Annotated in this window: 12 protein-coding genes; 5 read left to right on the top strand and 7 right to left on the bottom strand. The window is 49.9% G+C overall.

The features are described 5' to 3' along the window. Positions 1-83 precede the first annotated feature (83 nt). Positions 84-1,421, bottom strand: a complete 1,338-nt coding sequence (aptA, locus tag H6F93_RS15190) for an omega-aminotransferase AptA (RefSeq protein ID WP_190682188.1) — start codon at positions 1,419-1,421, stop codon at positions 84-86. A 203-nt stretch (positions 1,422-1,624) separates the two neighbouring features. Between aptA and H6F93_RS15195 the strand changes: the two genes are divergently transcribed. Further along, on the top strand, positions 1,625-3,229 hold the full coding sequence (locus tag H6F93_RS15195) for a glycosyltransferase family 39 protein (RefSeq protein ID WP_190682191.1): 1,605 nt from the start codon (positions 1,625-1,627) through the stop codon (positions 3,227-3,229). Positions 3,230-3,351: 122 nt separating this feature from the next. On the opposite strand, the gene H6F93_RS15200 is transcribed toward H6F93_RS15195, so the two are convergent. Together H6F93_RS15200 and H6F93_RS15205 are read right to left on the bottom strand one after the other, a co-directional pair. Next, positions 3,352-3,675: a Mo-dependent nitrogenase C-terminal domain-containing protein gene (locus H6F93_RS15200; protein WP_190682194.1), complete on the bottom strand. Its 324-nt coding sequence runs from the start codon at positions 3,673-3,675 to the stop codon at positions 3,352-3,354. A 570-nt stretch (positions 3,676-4,245) separates the two neighbouring features. Then, entirely contained in the window at positions 4,246-4,941 is a 696-nt protein-coding gene (locus H6F93_RS15205) for a 2,3-bisphosphoglycerate-dependent phosphoglycerate mutase (RefSeq protein WP_190682196.1), read from the bottom strand. 149 nt (positions 4,942-5,090) lie between these two features. Here H6F93_RS15205 and H6F93_RS15210 point away from each other — a divergent pair, with 149 nt between their 5' ends. From H6F93_RS15210 to H6F93_RS15225, 4 genes are all read left to right on the top strand, one after another. After that, the gene (locus H6F93_RS15210; RefSeq protein WP_190682199.1) at positions 5,091-6,005 is read left to right on the top strand and encodes a branched-chain amino acid transaminase; all 915 of its coding nucleotides are present in this window, start codon (positions 5,091-5,093) and stop codon (positions 6,003-6,005) included. 78 nt (positions 6,006-6,083) lie between these two features. Beyond that, a complete protein-coding gene (locus tag H6F93_RS15215; protein WP_190682201.1) occupies positions 6,084-7,106 on the top strand; it encodes a cytochrome d ubiquinol oxidase subunit II in 1,023 nt (340 codons plus the stop codon). A 121-nt stretch (positions 7,107-7,227) separates the two neighbouring features. Then, positions 7,228-8,115 (top strand): D-alanyl-D-alanine carboxypeptidase, encoded by an 888-nt coding sequence (locus tag H6F93_RS15220; RefSeq protein ID WP_190682204.1) that lies wholly within the window; start codon positions 7,228-7,230, stop codon positions 8,113-8,115. A 204-nt stretch (positions 8,116-8,319) separates the two neighbouring features. Beyond that, positions 8,320-9,036: a DUF928 domain-containing protein gene (locus H6F93_RS15225; RefSeq protein WP_190682207.1), complete on the top strand. Its 717-nt coding sequence runs from the start codon at positions 8,320-8,322 to the stop codon at positions 9,034-9,036. Between the two features lie 89 nt (positions 9,037-9,125). Here the strand turns inward: H6F93_RS15225 and H6F93_RS15230 are convergent, their stop codons facing one another. From H6F93_RS15230 to mltA, 4 genes are all read right to left on the bottom strand, one after another. Next, on the bottom strand, positions 9,126-11,993 hold the full coding sequence (locus H6F93_RS15230; RefSeq protein ID WP_190682210.1) for a tetratricopeptide repeat protein: 2,868 nt from the start codon (positions 11,991-11,993) through the stop codon (positions 9,126-9,128). Between the two features lie 117 nt (positions 11,994-12,110). Further along, positions 12,111-14,081, bottom strand: a complete 1,971-nt coding sequence (locus H6F93_RS15235) for a cation:proton antiporter (RefSeq protein WP_190682214.1) — start codon at positions 14,079-14,081, stop codon at positions 12,111-12,113. Positions 14,082-14,258: 177 nt separating this feature from the next. Next, entirely contained in the window at positions 14,259-14,906 is a 648-nt protein-coding gene (locus H6F93_RS15240; RefSeq protein ID WP_190682216.1) for a Uma2 family endonuclease, read from the bottom strand. 44 nt (positions 14,907-14,950) lie between these two features. After that, positions 14,951-16,189: a murein transglycosylase A gene (gene mltA / locus H6F93_RS15245; RefSeq protein ID WP_347277299.1), complete on the bottom strand. Its 1,239-nt coding sequence runs from the start codon at positions 16,187-16,189 to the stop codon at positions 14,951-14,953. Between the last annotated feature and the right edge of the window lie 9 nt (positions 16,190-16,198).

Raw genomic sequence — 16,198 nt, forward strand, 5'->3', positions numbered from 1 at the left:
CCAGTGCTTCTTCCAAAATAGGGAGAGGGATACAGGTCTAGCCTGCATCCCTCTCCCTGTAAAACAATTTTGTTGAAGTGGCGTTAAGCAGTTTCGCGCAGAATGTCTGAAAGCATTTCTACAATTTGATCGATGTGATGTTTTTGGATGATCAGGGGGGGCGAGAGTGCGATGATGTCGCCTGTAGTGCGGATTAGCAACCCTTTCTCGTAAGCTCTTAGGAAACAGTCAAACGCTCGTGCAGTAGGTTTTCCGGGAATAGATTCTAGTTCAATGCCAGCCACGAGTCCCATATTGCGAACGTCAATCACATGGGGCAAATCGCGCAGGGAGTGAACCGCATCTTCCCAATAATCAGACAGATCACGAGCGTGTTGAAATAGTCCTTCTTCTTCGTAAACATCCAGGGTTGCCAGAGCTGCGGCACAGGCAAGTGGATGTCCGGAGTAGGTGTAGCCATGCGCTAGCTCGATCGCCTGCTCCGGTCCATGCATGAACGTGTCATAAATCTCTTTGCGAACGAAGACCGCTCCCATTGGAACGGTGCCGTTGGTGATGCCTTTGGCGACGGTGATCATGTCAGGAACTACGCCGAAATGCTCGGCGGCAAAGGAACTGCCCAATCGCCCAAATCCGGTAATGACCTCGTCGAAAATCAGCAGAATGCCATGTTTGTCGCAAATCGCTCGCAGCCGCTCTAAATAGCCCTGGGGGGGAATTAAAACACCCGTTGAGCCAGCCACAGGTTCCACAATCACCGCTGCGATGTTAGAGGCATCATGCAGAGCAACGATTCGCTCTAACTCGTCTGCCAGGTGTGCGCCCCAGGCAGGCTGTTTTCGGCTGAAGGCGTTGTGTTCGAGGCTATGGGTGTGAGGCAGATGATCGACCCCGTTGAGCAGGCTGCCGAAGAACTTCCGGTTGGGGCCAATGCCGCCGACGGAAATGCCGCCAAAGCCAACGCCGTGATAGCCGCGTTCTCGCCCGATGAGTCGCTGACGGGTGCCCTGTCCTTTGGCGCGATGGTAGGCGATCGCAATCTTTAAAGCTGAATCAACCGCCTCAGAACCAGAGTTAGCAAAAAACACATGGTCTAAATCCCCTGGCAGCATCGTCACCAGCCGTTCTGCTAGCTGAAACGCGCCTGGGTGGCCCATTTGAAATGCGGGCGCATAGTCTAGGGTTGAGACTTGCTTGTGGATTGCTTCAATAATTTTGGGGCGACAGTGCCCTGCGTTGACGCACCACAGCCCTGCCGTTCCATCCAGGACTTGCCGACCGTCTTCTGTGGTAAAGTGCATATCTTTGGCGGACACCATGATACGCGGCTTCGACTTGAACTGTCGATTGGCAGTGAAAGGCATCCAGAAAGCTTCGAGATTGGTTGTGGCGATCGCACTGGGGTGGGTCAGTTCTTGCATGGTCGGTTTCCGATTAGGGTCGGGTGTGGCGGTCTGCAATGGAAAATATTCTGGAATGTAGAATATGGGATCATTCTACATAGTCTGCTTCATCTACCTCTTGCATTTGATTCTTTTCGTAAGAAAAGGTCGCCGAGTGATACCTTTGCCAAACCGTTGAACTTCCTTAAACCGCGTTGAATCAAAAATCGAAGGATCAAGCCATGAGACGATCAACTGGGATTCGGAGGCTACAGCCTGCCTGGTTTAAGTACGCCCTCGTTGGACTGTTAATCGTTGGCATCATCTTTCGATTTATCAACCTTGATAAAAAAGTTTACTGGCACGATGAAGTTTATACCTCTTTGCGAATTACGGCTCACACTCGTAGTGAGTTAGTCGAGCGAGCGTTCAACGGAAACATCATCACACCAGCCGATCTACAGGAGTATCAGCAGATTGATCCCAATCGCGGCTTTTGGCTAGCAATGTACCTCTCAGGCATTGAGGACGCTCAGCATCCGCCGCTTTATTATGCGATCGCCTACTGGTGGGCGCAGGTATTTGGCACTTCTATTTCAACTATTCGTAGCCTTTCGGCAATTTCCAGCTTGCTTATATTTCCCTGCCTCTACTGGCTTTGCCTAGAACTGTTTGAGTCACGTCTGGTCGCAGGGGTGGCGCTCGCCCTGCTGGCAGTCTCTCCCTTTCAAGTTTTGTTTGCTCAGGAGGCGCGAGAATATAGCCTCTGGGCTACAACCATTTTGCTCTGTAGCGCAGCATTACTTTATGCAATTCGACGGCAGACAAAATTTGCTTGGACGGTCTATGGGGTGTCGCTGATTGTTTCCCTCTACACCTTCTTGTTTACAGGGTTAGTGGCGATCGGGCACAGCCTTTATGTATTAGCAATCAACCCATCTTATAGTCTGTCTCTTACAGATTTTCGAGTTAACAAATCGATTATTTCCTATGTCATTACCTCAACCATTGCGCTCATTGTTTTACTTCCCTGGTTTTACTTCATCTTCACTTACATCGAAATTGTCAGGGCAACTTCTGCTTGGTCAAGCATTTCTTTACCTCCGTTAATTTCTTTGCAGCTTTTAGCCTTAAATTTCAGCCGCAGCTTTGTTGATTTTGGTCACAGAATTGATAGCCCTGGCGTTTATTGGCTAATCGTTCCCTTTCTATTGCTTCAGCTCTATTCGCTTTATTTCCTTTGTAGCCATACTCCTCTGAGGGTCTGGCTCTTTGTACTAACGCTAATTGGCTCCACCGCACTAATTTTAGGAATACCTGATCTAATTATTGGCGGTCAGCGTTTTACAGTAACTCGTTACCTAATTCCCTGCTTTTTAGGACTGCAATTGTCAACTGCTTATCTGATTGCAGCTTGGCTCAGTTCCATTCATGCTTTTTGGCGGCAAATGGGCTTGGCGATTGCCAGTCTGCTAATCGTCTCTGGCATTTTTTCTTGCGCTATGAGTAGCCAAGCTGAAACCTGGTGGAACAAAGTTGTCAGCTACGACAACCCCAAGATTGCTAAAATCATTAACGCTTCAGAGAATCCGATTGTTGTAAGTGATGCCTTCGCTACTAATCCTGGTAACGTCGTTTCTCTGAGTTACCTATTGAATGAAAATGTCAGATTACTGTTGCTTCCAGAAATTAGCAGGTCACCCACCCCGCCCGACATTCCCGAACAGTTCAGCAACATCTTTTTTCTTGACCTTCCGAATGATTATTTAAACCAATTTCAGGAAAAATATCGTTCAAGTCTCACTCTCATTGGGGAAAGAGCCTGGCAGCTTAAAACCAAAGTTTAGCAACGTTGAATACTTGCGGCTTTGTCAAACCGGATTCGCTGCTGACCCTGGAAGAGTGTGATCGCATCAAGCAACTATATAATCACCACTTTCGCAGTCGAGTAATTATGCAAAGTTTCAAATCAGCAATAGCACCGCACATCCTCACCACACTCATCAGCTAAATAACAAAGCGCTCGAAACCGTAAACCAACCACTTCCTCATACAGTGGATTCAGTTTGCACAGTGGCGGAATATGGGCAATTTTGCGACCAAACAAACAGATGTCGCGCTCAAACGGACACTGCACGGGAACGGTGCGGCAGATGAAATGAGCCATTGTGGTATTGCGAACATCCAATCCGTTTAACCATTGACGAATGGGATACAGTGCATCAAATGCAAACAGTTGATAGTCCATGAGAACACAAGTTGATGAATGAGTACGTTCGGTTTGGTTCAACATAGCTAGTCTCAAAATGGTGTTAAGTGTGTTACTGGGGAGAAATACCCCTCAAATGAGTCAGCGTAAGGTGTTTAGCTCGATATATTTGTAGTTTAGTCATAACTCAGGCAAATTCAAATACAGGAAAAATATAAATATCGTTTATGTGACATAACTCCTGCTTAATCTTCTCGCTGCCTAGTAGTAACAACACCTTTAACTTCTATCATTCCGGTAACTTCTATCATTCCGGCATCCACGCTTACAGTCATGTTCAGATACATAAGCCATGACGTAGGGGCAGTTCGCGAACTGCCCCTACAGGAGTTTGTGGTTCATGGAAGTAGAAATGTGCTGTGAAAGGGGACTTTGAGCAGTCCGGTTCAATCAAGCAGCTAAACCTGCTGATAGGTTTGGATACACTGGTTAATTTGGCTTGGCAACTGCCTGTATCTGCCACAGCTTAATTGTTCTATCCTCGCTGGCTGTCGCAAGGGGTTTACCGTCGGCTGACAAGTGATGTATCCAATACCTTGCTCATGAGCAACCACGCTACAAACAGGGCTGAAATCTGGAACTCGGTAAACCTGTTTATGCCAACACAGTCTTATGTGTTATCTCGCCCTTTGGTGTGATCTCATAGACAATTGGAATTCCGGTTGCCAGTTCCAGAGCAGGCACTTCATCGGGTTCTAGCTGGTCAAGCTGCATAATCAGGGCACGTAGAGAATTTCCATGAGCGGCAACCAGGACGTTATCGCCTGTCGTCAGATGCTTGAGAATGCGATCGAGAAAAAAGGGTACCGTTCGAGCCACTGTGTCTTCCAGGCTTTCTCCTCCGGGGGGACGAATCGAAAAAGATCGCCGCCATTGGTGAACCACCTCTTCTCCAAACTGCTGCGCCATTTCCGCCTTGTTAAATCCTTGAAGGTCGCCATAGTAGCGCTCATCCAGTGACGAAGACATGAAAATAGGAACTTCATGGCTGTGGTCACCGCTATATCTGTCCCAGCCGTGCCAGTCGGGGTCGTCTGCCTCATGCTTAAACACAGGACTTTTGCCACCGCAAACGCCGACACATTCTGTTAGACAAATTGCAGCCGTTTCCATTGCCCGCATCAGCAGACTGGTAAAGGCGACGTTGATTTGGTAGGGGCTGATTTTTTGGGCAGCGGCGATCGCCTCCCGTCTTCCCACATGGTTCAGCGGCACATCGACCCATCCGGTAAAGCGGTTTGCCGCATTCCAGGTACTTTGCCCGTGTCGCACCAAAATCAACTTCGCCATGCAACGTTCTTCCTGCGTGAATAGGATTCTGCCCCAGTAAATTTCTGTCTCACATCCTGACACCCCAGTCATACAGATCACTTATAGTAAGTAATGCTAATTCGATGTACTGGGGTAGTCCATCCAACTTCCAGAGGTTTACCTTTACTATGCATGACTTTTTGCCCGTTGCTTACTTTGAAAATCAGTTCGTTCCGTTTAACCAGGCAAAAATTTCTATTGCAACCCACGCTCTGCACTATGGGACTGGAGCCTTTGGTGGACTGCGCGGTATTCCTGATCCGCAAAACCCTAAGCAAATTTTGCTGTTTCGGCTCGATCGCCACTGTCAACGGCTGAGCAACAGCGCCCGACTGCTGCACTACGACCTACCCGCCGACAAAATTCAGCAGATCATCACAGACTTTGTTCAAAAGAACAAACCCGCCACCTCGTTCTACATTCGCCCCTTTGTCTACACCTCAGACTTGGGCATTGCTCCCCGCTTGCACAATGTAAAAAAAGACTTTTTCATCTACGGTTTAGAGCTGGGCGACTACCTCTCACCCGAAGGCGTAAGCTGCCGCATTAGCTCCTGGTATCGGCAAGAAGATCGCAGCTTACCCCTGCGCGGCAAAATCAGCGGAGCCTACATCACCTCCTCTCTCGCCAAAACAGAAGCTGTTGAATCTGGCTTCGACGAATCCATCCTGATGAATTCTCAGGGCAAGGTCAGCGAAGCCTCCGGGATGAACATCTTCATCGTCAGAAATGGCGAGATCTTCACCCCCGGATATGAGCAAGACATTCTGGAGGGCATTACGCGAGATAGCGTCTTAACGATCGCCAGAGCTCTGGGTATCAAAGCCACCGAGCGCCCCATCGACAAGTCAGAACTGTTCATCGCTGACGAAGTCTTCCTCAGCGGCACTGCGGCCAAAATCACCCCTGTTAGCCGCATCGAAAACTTCAAGCTGTCCACCCATCGCCCCGTTACCGACAAGCTGCGGGAAAAGCTCTCTGCCATTACCGAAAACCGCGATCCAGATTACAAAGATTGGGTGTTTACTATCTCGGTTGAATAAACGTCTACGTTACGCTAACGTTAGCCAACCTTGCCGCCCTAGTAGCGGACTGTTGAAACACAGCAATAAAGAGGTTTTATGGAAACGTTAGAGTATTTCCTGCCACAGGTTTGGTTTGGAATTTTGGCCCTATTTCTCTTCCTCTACGTGATGCTAGACGGATTTGACTTAGGCGTAGGCATTCTTTCCCTTACCTCCGACGATGACGAACGACGCGGTCTTTTAATGACCAGCCTCAGCAATATTTGGGATGCCAACGAAACCTGGCTGGTGTTGATGGGCGGGGGATTGTTTGGTGCATTTCCGCTGGCTTACAGCACGATTTTGAGTGCGCTCTACATCCCAATTTTTCTGATGGTGTTTGGGTTCATCTTCCGTGCCGTCGCCTTTGAATTTCGCGAACAAGCCACTCGCAAGTTTTTCTGGAACATCGCTTTCGGCGGCGGCAGCTTTACGGCGGCACTGGGGCAAGGGTTTGCGCTGGGGGCGGTGCTCAAGGGAATTGCGGTCGACGATGCCGGGCATTTCATCGGCGGCACCTGGGACTGGCTAAGCTGGCAAACGGTGCTGGTGGCTCTCACACTAATCCAGGGCTACGTGCTAATCGGCTCGACCTATCTCGTATGGAAGACTGAGGGAGAGTTACAGGAAACCCACTACAGAACGGCTAAAATTGCCGCCTGGACGACACTCATTGGCGCAATTTTTATCACGGTTTCAACTCCAATCTTTTATGAAAGTGCCCGAGCTCGATTGTTTCAAGAGCCATTAATTTATATTTTTGCTGTGATTCCAGTTATTGGAATTCTGCTGATTTCTCAACTGCTGTTAAGCCTCAACCGCAAAGCAGAACGCGCTCCCTTTATCTGGACAATTTTGCTGTTTGTGCTGACGTTTATCGGACTAGCGCTCGTTGTTTTTCCTTACATCATTCCAACTGAGATCACGATATATGAAGCAGCTGCCGATGCCAGTTCACTGGTGATCATGATCATTTTTATCGGATTTTTGATTCCGGTGATGCTGTTTTACAACCTTTACCAGTACGTTGTGTTTCGTGGAAAGGTGACAGGAGGTGAGGGGTATGAAGGGGAAGGATAAGGGATGAGGGGGCGATCGCCATCCTGATATCCTTCACTTAGCGTTGTATGGTAAATTTGCCCGCAGGGTACTGATCTGCATTCTCTACCCTTCCTCCTCACACGCTAAGATTACGAATTCCATGAATCGAATTAGCCATTGGCTGAAGTTTCTCTCGTTGACTGCTGTGCTGCTGGTTGCTGGCAGTCCTATTCACTCTAAAGTTGGTGCAACCGTTGAAAATCCAGCAGTTTTGGCTCAATCGAATGCTGTTGATATCTATGTTCCACCCCCAGAACAAAGAAACAATGGCATTTGTCCAGATGTTCTAGAACCTGTGATCAATAACATTATTGATAGCCCTAGTTTTGCAGGTGGAAGATGGGGCGTTTTAGTCGAGTCTTTAGATTCATCAGACGTACTTTACAGCCGCAATTCTAATCAACTTCTGATTCCTGCTTCTAATGTGAAGCTGTTAACGACTGCTGCGGCTTTGCAAACTTTTGATCCGCAAAATTTGAATGATTCAGCTTCAATGCGAGAAATCATTCGAGTCACAAACTTAAACAGTGACAATGGCTATGCAGACAATCTTTTGCGACGGTTGGGTGGACCTCAAATGGTTAGGAATCTGTTAACTCCGTTAGGAGTTGACCCAAGCGGCTACCGACAGGTCGATGGTTCAGGATTGTCTCGTTCTAATGTTGCCAGTCCGGCTACATTTGTCACAATTTTGAGAGCGATGGAGTCTGCCGACGGGGGCAATTTCTTTTACTCTTCGCTGCCCACGGGGGGAGTCAGCGGAACGCTAAGAAACCGCTTTCGCAACACGTCTGCCCAAGGCAGAGTTCATGCTAAAACCGGTACCTTAAACGGAGTCAGAGCTCTATCTGGCTACTTGGATAACCCACAATATGGGGAGATTGTCTTCAGCATTCTGGCGAATCAGCCCAATGCGTCGGGTGACACGATGCTACAGGCGATCGATCAGGTCGTGCTGCAACTGTCACGACTGACCCCTTGTGAATGAAATTCTGTGATGCGCTTAAGTTCGGACTTAAGACCCTAAACTGCGGTTGTTTCAACCGCTGCTAGAGGTGAGACTGGCAACAACACCACAATCAACGTCACTAAGCCCCCTTGAGCGAATTACTTTGCCAGATTTTCACATTGCAGCAACCGTAATTTAGCTCAAAGTACCTGAAGCACAGAACAGAATCTAGGAATAATCGTCATGGTCAGGCTATCCCCCCGTTTCGTGAAATCAACCGTCACCTTGCTGCTGAGTTTGGCGGCGATCGCCAGTTTTTCTAATGTGACCAGTGCTCAGGCGAGTATTCGATTTAATTCTCCTTCGATTGGAGCGCCCGGAAACCGCGAAGCTGGCGCGTCGCGCAGTGCGCCCTGTGCAGCTAGCGATCGCGGACTGGTTGCCTTGCTGCCTGAAACCAACTTAGGCTTAACCACGCAAGCCTATCCAACCTTCTTTGCCTATCTGCCCCCGACCACTGCGACCACAGCGGAGTTTGTCCTCTATCACGAAGGCACTGACGAGTTAGTCTACAGCACCTCATTTGAAATCACTGGCGATCCCGGAATCGCTAGCATTCAACTGCCTGAACAGGCGGGGCAAAGACCCCTTGAGGTGGGCGAAAGCTATTACTGGTATTTCACGATTATCTGCAATGCCGACGAACGGTCTGCTGATATGAGCGTACAGGGTGGGGTGCAGCGAGTTGCACCTGACTCTAGCTTGCTCAACCAGGTTCAAACTGCTCAGCCTCAGGAAATTCCAATCATCTACGCCGAGGCAGGCATCTGGCACGAAGCGCTCTCGACGCTAGTCGAATTGAGCCGCGCGAACCCTAACGACCCGACCGTGAACGCTAACTTGGATGAACTGTTGAGTTCTGTGGGATTAGGGGCGATCGCCAATGAACCGTTGTTTTAGGGGCTAGGGGTTAGGGGCTGGGGACTATGGGCTACGACTGTTTCAGGTTCCAAACCCTCCTGGATAAGGGAGTTCTCAGCCCCTAACCCCTAATCCTCCACTAACTGCCGGAACCACTCATCTTCCCAAAGTGAATCAAAGCTGGGATCGGCTTTAGCATCGTCGCGATATCTGCGGTTGAGTCCGATCGCCCGTTGAAGATTCTCTAGCCCCGGATCGACTTCTCCTTGCAGCACATAGCAGACAGCTTTGTTGTAGTAGGCGTTGGCGTAGTCGGGTTTGAGGTCGAGGGCTTTGTCAAATTGGGCGATCGCTTCCCGGTCGCGTCCCAGTTTCACCAGGGCATAGCCTTTTTTGTCTAGCGCTTTGAAAGAATCGGGCTTGAGTCGGAGAACGCGATCAAAAGAGGCAAGCGCATCTTCAAATCGACCCAGTTCTTCTAGCGCTAAGCCGCGATTGAGCCATGCGACGGAGTCATCGGGTTGGCATTGGGTAGCCCGGTCAAAGGCTTTGAAGGCTTCTTCGTGGCGTTGCAGAGTGCCTAGTGCTACGCCGCGATTGACCCAGGCTTCGTGGTAGTCGGATTTAAGGTCAATGGCTTTATCGAAGGAGGCGATCGCATCTTCCTGGCGCTTCAAGCGACTCAGGGTTAATCCTCGGTTGAGCCATGCTTTCGCGTCCTGTGGCTGTACTTGAACGGCTTTGTCTAAGTCAGCAAAGGCATCTTCGTAGCGCTTCAGTTCTCTCAGGCTGACGCCCCGGTGATACCAGATGGCAGGAATGTCAGCGTTAAAGTCCAGAGCTTTGTCAAAGTTGGCGATCGCCGACTCGTGCTGCTGCATTTCCTGGAGGCTTCGACCCCGCTGATACCAAACTTGAGGATTGTTGGGCTGCACCTCAAGCGCCTGATCGTATTGAGCGATTGCCCCTTCGTAGCGCCCTTCCTCAAATAGCGTGTTGCCCTGAGTAATGTAGTCGTCTGCCGTCATGAATAGCTGAGGACGGTTTGACCGCAGCGTTTCTAGCTGTTGGGCAATCTCCTGAAGGCGTTGCTGAAGGTCAGACTCAAACGATTCGGCAATGAACTGCGGCGACACTTCGGCAAGCTGCTGGAGGATTTGCTCTTTACGGCTCTGAGCATCGGATTGAACGGCGGATAGCTGGTTAGCAATTTCTGCTTCCAGCTTTTGCAAGTTTTGCAGAATCCCGTCTTTTTCCTTTTGCACGTCAGTTTGCAAAGTAGACTCTAGCTCAGATACCTTTGCTGCAAATCGGGTTTCCAGTTTCTCTACATTTTGGCGAATAATGTCTTTTTGCGATCGCGCATCTGATTTCACCTCAGACAATTGGTTCGCTAGCTCAACCTCCATCTTCTCCAGGTTCTCAAAGATGCGCTGCTTGCGCTCATCAGAGGCAGTTTGCAGTTCGGTAAGCTGCGCCTCAATTTCAGACCGGAGCCTGTCTAGATTTTCCAGCGCCACATCTCTCATTCCCTGTGCGCCCTGCTGAAGCTGAGAGAGCTGGTCAGAAAATCCTGACTGCAAGCCATCCAGATTCTGCAGCACTTCTTCTCTGCGTCCCTGAATGCCCTGGAGTAGCTCAGCCAGTTGGGTTTCTGCCTGTGCCTGCAAGCGCTCCAGGTTTTGCAACGTCTCATCTCTGAGCCCTTGAACGCCTTGCTGCACTTCAGCAAGCCGCGTTTCTGCGTCAGATTCTAGTTTTTCCAAGTTTTGCAGGGTTTCTGCCTGACGATTTTGAGCGCTAGCCCGCAGGGATGCAGACTGAGCTGCCAGATCAGACTCCAGTTTTTTCAGGTTTTGTAGCGTGCCGTCTTTATGTCCTTGTGCGTCTGATTGAAGCGCATTCATCTGTGACGCAACTTCCGACTCTAGCGTCTTCAGGTACAGCAAAATAGAGTCGCGCTGCTGCTGAATTTGAGACGCTGCGCTCTGCTGAAGCTCGTTAAACTTGGGAGCTAGTTCTGCTTCCAGTCCACCCAGGCGTTCAAACACATGATCTTTTTGCGTCGTAACTTCGGATTGCAGGGCAGCTAGACGAGCGACAAATTCTTGTTCGGATTGCTCCAGGTGTTGCAGAGATTGGTCTTTGCGGGCGATCGCCCCTGCTCCCAATTCGTTCAACTGTACCCCAAAGTTTTGTTCTGCTTCACTCAGGTTTTGCAAGACCTGATCTTTCTGGGAAATCGTGTGCGATCGCAATTCGTCTAGCTGGCTAGTAAAATCTTGCTCTGAAGTCACCAGGTGTTGTAGCGTCTGGTCTTTCCGGTTCACCACATTCACCTGAACCTCAGACAACTGAGCCGCCAAGGTGGATTCTGAATCATCCAGCTTTTGTTGAATTGCTTTCAGATGTGTCTCAAACTCAGCAGCAGTCTTGTCTTTAAGCTGAGTGATTTCAGCGATCAGTTTCGACAAAACATCACGCTTGCTGCCCACTTCAGCCTGAAACTTGTCGGCATACTGGCTTAGCTCGTCAGCGATGTCTTCGGCTTCTTGCAAAATCGAATCGACTTCCGCCTTAGTTTTGACGATTTCGCCTTCCAGGTCGCCCAACTCCTTAACGTGGTTTTTGGCGATCGCCGTCACTTCTCGAATTACAGCTCTTCTCAATAGCCAGAGGCCTGCGATCGCCGCCACCAGCAACAGCGCCAGCACTGCCAGCAAAACGTTAAACAATGTCGTTGTGCGGCTAAAAACTTGATTGGCTTCAGCCTGTACCTGTTCCTGGGTTTGCTGTGCTTCGCGTAGCCGCTCCAGTTCTTCGCGCTCTTCTGCTGTCAGCCGTTGCGCCAGGATCAACTTAGAAGAATCTAACTCTGTCAGCGATTCTGCCGATCGCGCAGGCAGAGCCACAAACCCAATCGACCCTAGCAAAAAGGAAAGGGCGATACCGCTCTGGGCTACCAATGCAACGACTTTATGATTCTTGCGCTTCATCAGGGTTTTCCTTGTCAGTCGGTCAGGGTTCAGGGGTCACAATCGATCGGTCAAATTTTGCGATCGCTACTTCCTCAAGTCTAACCAGTAGTCGGTTATGGAGATTTTGACAAGTCCTTAGCTCGAAGTTGACGATTGAGCCGCTTCTGCCTCTGTCGGTTCTTTTAACAATTCTTGGGACAACGATTCTGATAGAGGCGAAGCAGGAATCGGAATTTCTTCTACCTCAGACAGCTTCTCAATCGCAAGACGGGTTTGAGGTATCCCACCTGACAAACGTTTGAGCAGTTTGGGGCGTGGGTCGTGGAGCAAGTAAATGATGCGATCGCCTACCTGCCAGTCTTCTGCCGCAGTCACCACCAGCAACCGACCTTCTCGCTCAACCAGCAGCGGCACCAGTTCCTCTGCCCGAATTAGTGCCCTAAGATGCGCCTGCTGAAACAATAGACCCGACTCCCGCAATGTCGTTTCACCCAGTTTCACGGCCCCGTCGCTGAGATAGCGATTCCAGGTTTTGAGCGGCATTTGCGCCATAAAAGCGGGTTGAGCTTTGGTTTTAGCGGCTGGGTTTACGTTCTGCGACTCGCTTGGCGGTAGCACTGCCAAAACCCTGGGTGGGCTAAATTCCTCGGCGGCTCGTTGTGCCAACACCAAATTCACTTCGCCGTTGTTGGTCATCGCCAAAAACGTTCCTGCCGTTGCTAGACCTGCCTTTTCTAGCACCTCAGTATCTAAAGCGCTGCTGGCAAATACGGTGATATTTTCTAGCTCAGCTTCTCGACAGGCTTCCTGGTCGGTATCGATTAAAACGGCTAATTCTCCCCGGTCTTTAAATAGCCGTGCAATTAAGCGGCTCACCGGATTACAGCCCACAATCACAGCTCCGGTTGCCTGAGTTGAGGTAATCCGAAGCAAGCGGGCAACCCATCCTGCGGTCAGCCCTTGCAAGAATACAGTCGAAAGGATCGTGAGGAAGACCAGCGCCTTGATCGAGTCACCCCCGTTGATCCCCCGCTCCGTGAGCAGAATTGCAAACAAAGAGGCAACCGAGGCAGAAACAATTCCTTTGGGGGCAACCCAGCAGACAAATAGCTTTTGCCGCCAATTCAGTCCGCTATTCCAGGTGCAAAGCCAAACCGTGATTGGGCGGATCACAAACATCAGCACTGCTACCGTTAAGATTGCGCCGCGACCCAGGGCGAAGACGCTAGCCAAAGACAAATCAGCAGCTAGCAGAATAAACAATACTGAAACTGCCAGGATGGTTAACTGTCCCTTAAATCGTCTCAGCAGCCGTTCTTCAGGAACGGAGGAGGCACGTAGCACGATTCCAGCAACGACGGTGGTCATCAGTCCAGCTTCACTGCGAATCGTTTGAGCTAGTCCAAACAGTCCCCACAAGCCTGCCAGGACGACCAAATTCTTCAACTCATCAGAGAGAAAGTCTGCGCGCTTGAGAATTAACCCCAACAGCCAGCCGCCAACTGCCCCAATGCCTGCGCCGATCCCCAAGCGAATCACTAGACCGCTGACGACGTAGAGGGGATCGGTATCTCCGTTGAGAATAATGTCCAGGACAACGACCGCCAAAATTGCGCCAACAGGGTCAATTAGAACCCCTTCGCCCTCTAACAAGGCAGAAACTTGGCGATCGACTTTTACCTGCTTCAGCAGCGGACTGATAACGGTTGGTCCGGTGACGACGACCAGTGCTGCGTAGAGAAAGGCGATCGCCCAGGGAAACTCACCCAGCCAGTGAGCCGCCATGCCACCGCCCAGCAAAGTAATGAGAGTGCCGAAGGTAACAAGATTGCGTAGACTCCCTGAAACTCTGCCGATTTCCCGCAGTTCCAGGTTTAAGCCGCCTTCAAATAGAATCAGTGCCACCGAGAGAGCAACAATCACCTCCAGCCCCGTTCCCAGAACGTTGGGGTGAAGTAGCCCGACGCCATCAGAGCCTAGCAAAATTCCAAACAGCAGCAGGAATACGATGCTAGGTACTTTCAGGTAATCTGCCACAACCTGAGCGCTAATCCCGGCTATGACGGTCATTACCATCTGTAGCGTAATCTCAAACGGAGTATCCATAGATTTCGCTGGGGCAGGTTAACCCAGTTTTGACGGCTGGGTCTGTTCGCTCTTGCTTGGATTCAACCTACGATAGCAACCTGTCAAGCATAGCTTTAGATGGTGCATAAGCGATGGAATAGATTCAGATCAGAGTTGTTTAATCTCTTTGATCATAATTTGGGATTTATTTTGAACTTACAAATTTGCCTGAAATTGCTGAAGCAACCAGGCACAAACTTGAGATTGATTAACCTGACGAGTACGGTGCAAAGCTTCTTCTAAAAGAGAAATCTCTAAACTTGGTGAAATATTAGATTGCTCAATTCGCCTGCTGCCACGATCGGCGATCGCAAAGGCAATAATTTGCACATTCTGTACGTCTACAATCCAGTATTCAGAAACACCAATATCTTCATAAAGCAATCGCTTCTCATCCTTATCATCTGCCAGAGAACTATTAGCAACTTCAATCACTAAATCAGGTGCAGGATAGGTTCCTAGATTAATAACTGAGGTTCCCCAAGGAGTAGCATCCGCATTCTCCCCAACGTAGTAGGACACATCCGGTTGAGCTTCTTGCACTCCAGTCTTGCGATAGGTGCAGTTTGTTAACCCGTTGACTAGGATTTCTTTGATGCTGCAAAAAAGATTAACCGCAAAAGTAATAATTGTGTTGTCACTGGCGTGATCGTGCCCCAAAGGTGTCATTTCCAGCCTTAATTTGCCATTCCAGTAATAACTTTTAGCTGACGCATAAGCAGGATTTTCAATCGCCTGAATGTACTCATTCCAGGTTGACGAGATCCACGTATCTGGCTTTGGCTGAGTGGGTGAATTACTCATCAATCAGTCTATTTTTAAATAGTCTTTGTTGATTTATAGTATGGCTAATCTTTGAGCAACAGGTAATAGAGTTGTCCGGTACCGTTGATTAGTCCGGCGCGATCGCCCGCCTGCTCTCCCGTTCCCATAAAAATATCGACTCGTCCTGCTCCTCGAATTGCCCCACCTGTATCCTGATCCAACACAAAACGGCTGACGGATCGGGGTTCTAATTCTCCAGCAAAATTCGTGTAGGGAATCTGAGTTTGAATCAGTGCTAAAGCTCCCGGTGGCATGAGGGATTTGTCAGTAGCAATCGACCGCTCTGCGGTGACGGGTACGCCAAGGCTACCGATCGCCGCTGATCCTCTGGTTTCCTGGAAAAACACAAAGCGGTTGTTGCGCGGAATGTACAGGTCTAAATCAGCCGAGTTCTGCTCAAAATATTGAATTAGAACGGGAAGCGACAGTTCTTCTAAAGTAAATTTGCCGTCATTCACTAGTTCTCGTCCCAGGCTGGTGTAGGGATATTCGGTGCGTCCAGCATAGCCAACGGTCATCGTGCTGCCATCTGTAAGCTGGAGACGGGCTGATCCTTGAACTTGCACCAAGAAAGCTTCGAGGCGATCGCTCAACCACACCATCTCCAGCCCTCTCAATAGCCCCGCTGAACCCTGCAACCCGTCTGTACCTTCAAGCTGCAGCCGTGTTGGATGGGGCTGTGCCCATTGCGCCAGGTTAGGCGGCACACGATAGAGCGGATATTGGTACTCAGCAGTGCGAACCCGACTGGCACGATAGGTCGGCTCAAAGTAACCTGTAAACTCAACCGTGCCTGCGCCGTCAGTGCCGATCGCCTGATAAAAGTCAAACTCTCGCAGCACCGCAATCTGTAGCTGAGCCGGAGCAGGATGTGCCAGCACAAGCTGCCGAAACCGCTCTAAACTGCGCTGGACGCGATCGCGTGTAATTCCCGGCACGGGATGCTGCCTGTAGTCCTCTGCTGCTGCCGGGGTCTGCAAATAGTGAAGGCTATGAGCAATCGCCGCTAATAGGGTTTGACGCTGACTCAAGCTTGTTAAAGACTCATCAGGCAACAGCCCTGGCTCAGAACTTTGCTGCTCCAGTGACATCGGATCAACTCGCCTTAAAGGAGTGTCCTCAGACCCAACAGCTACCAGAGCCACACCGAGTACTAGACTCAGGCTCAGACAGAAAAGGGCGATCGCTTTCATTACAGGGCGGTAGGCAGTAAGTGAAAAAACTCGAAAAAACTCGTTCCAAGGCAGAGCCTTGGAATCCACAATTGGAGG

The organism is Leptolyngbya sp. FACHB-671 (genome assembly GCF_014695745.1).
In the GTDB taxonomy this organism is placed as follows: Bacteria; Cyanobacteriota; Cyanobacteriia; order Elainellales; family Elainellaceae; genus JAAUTN01.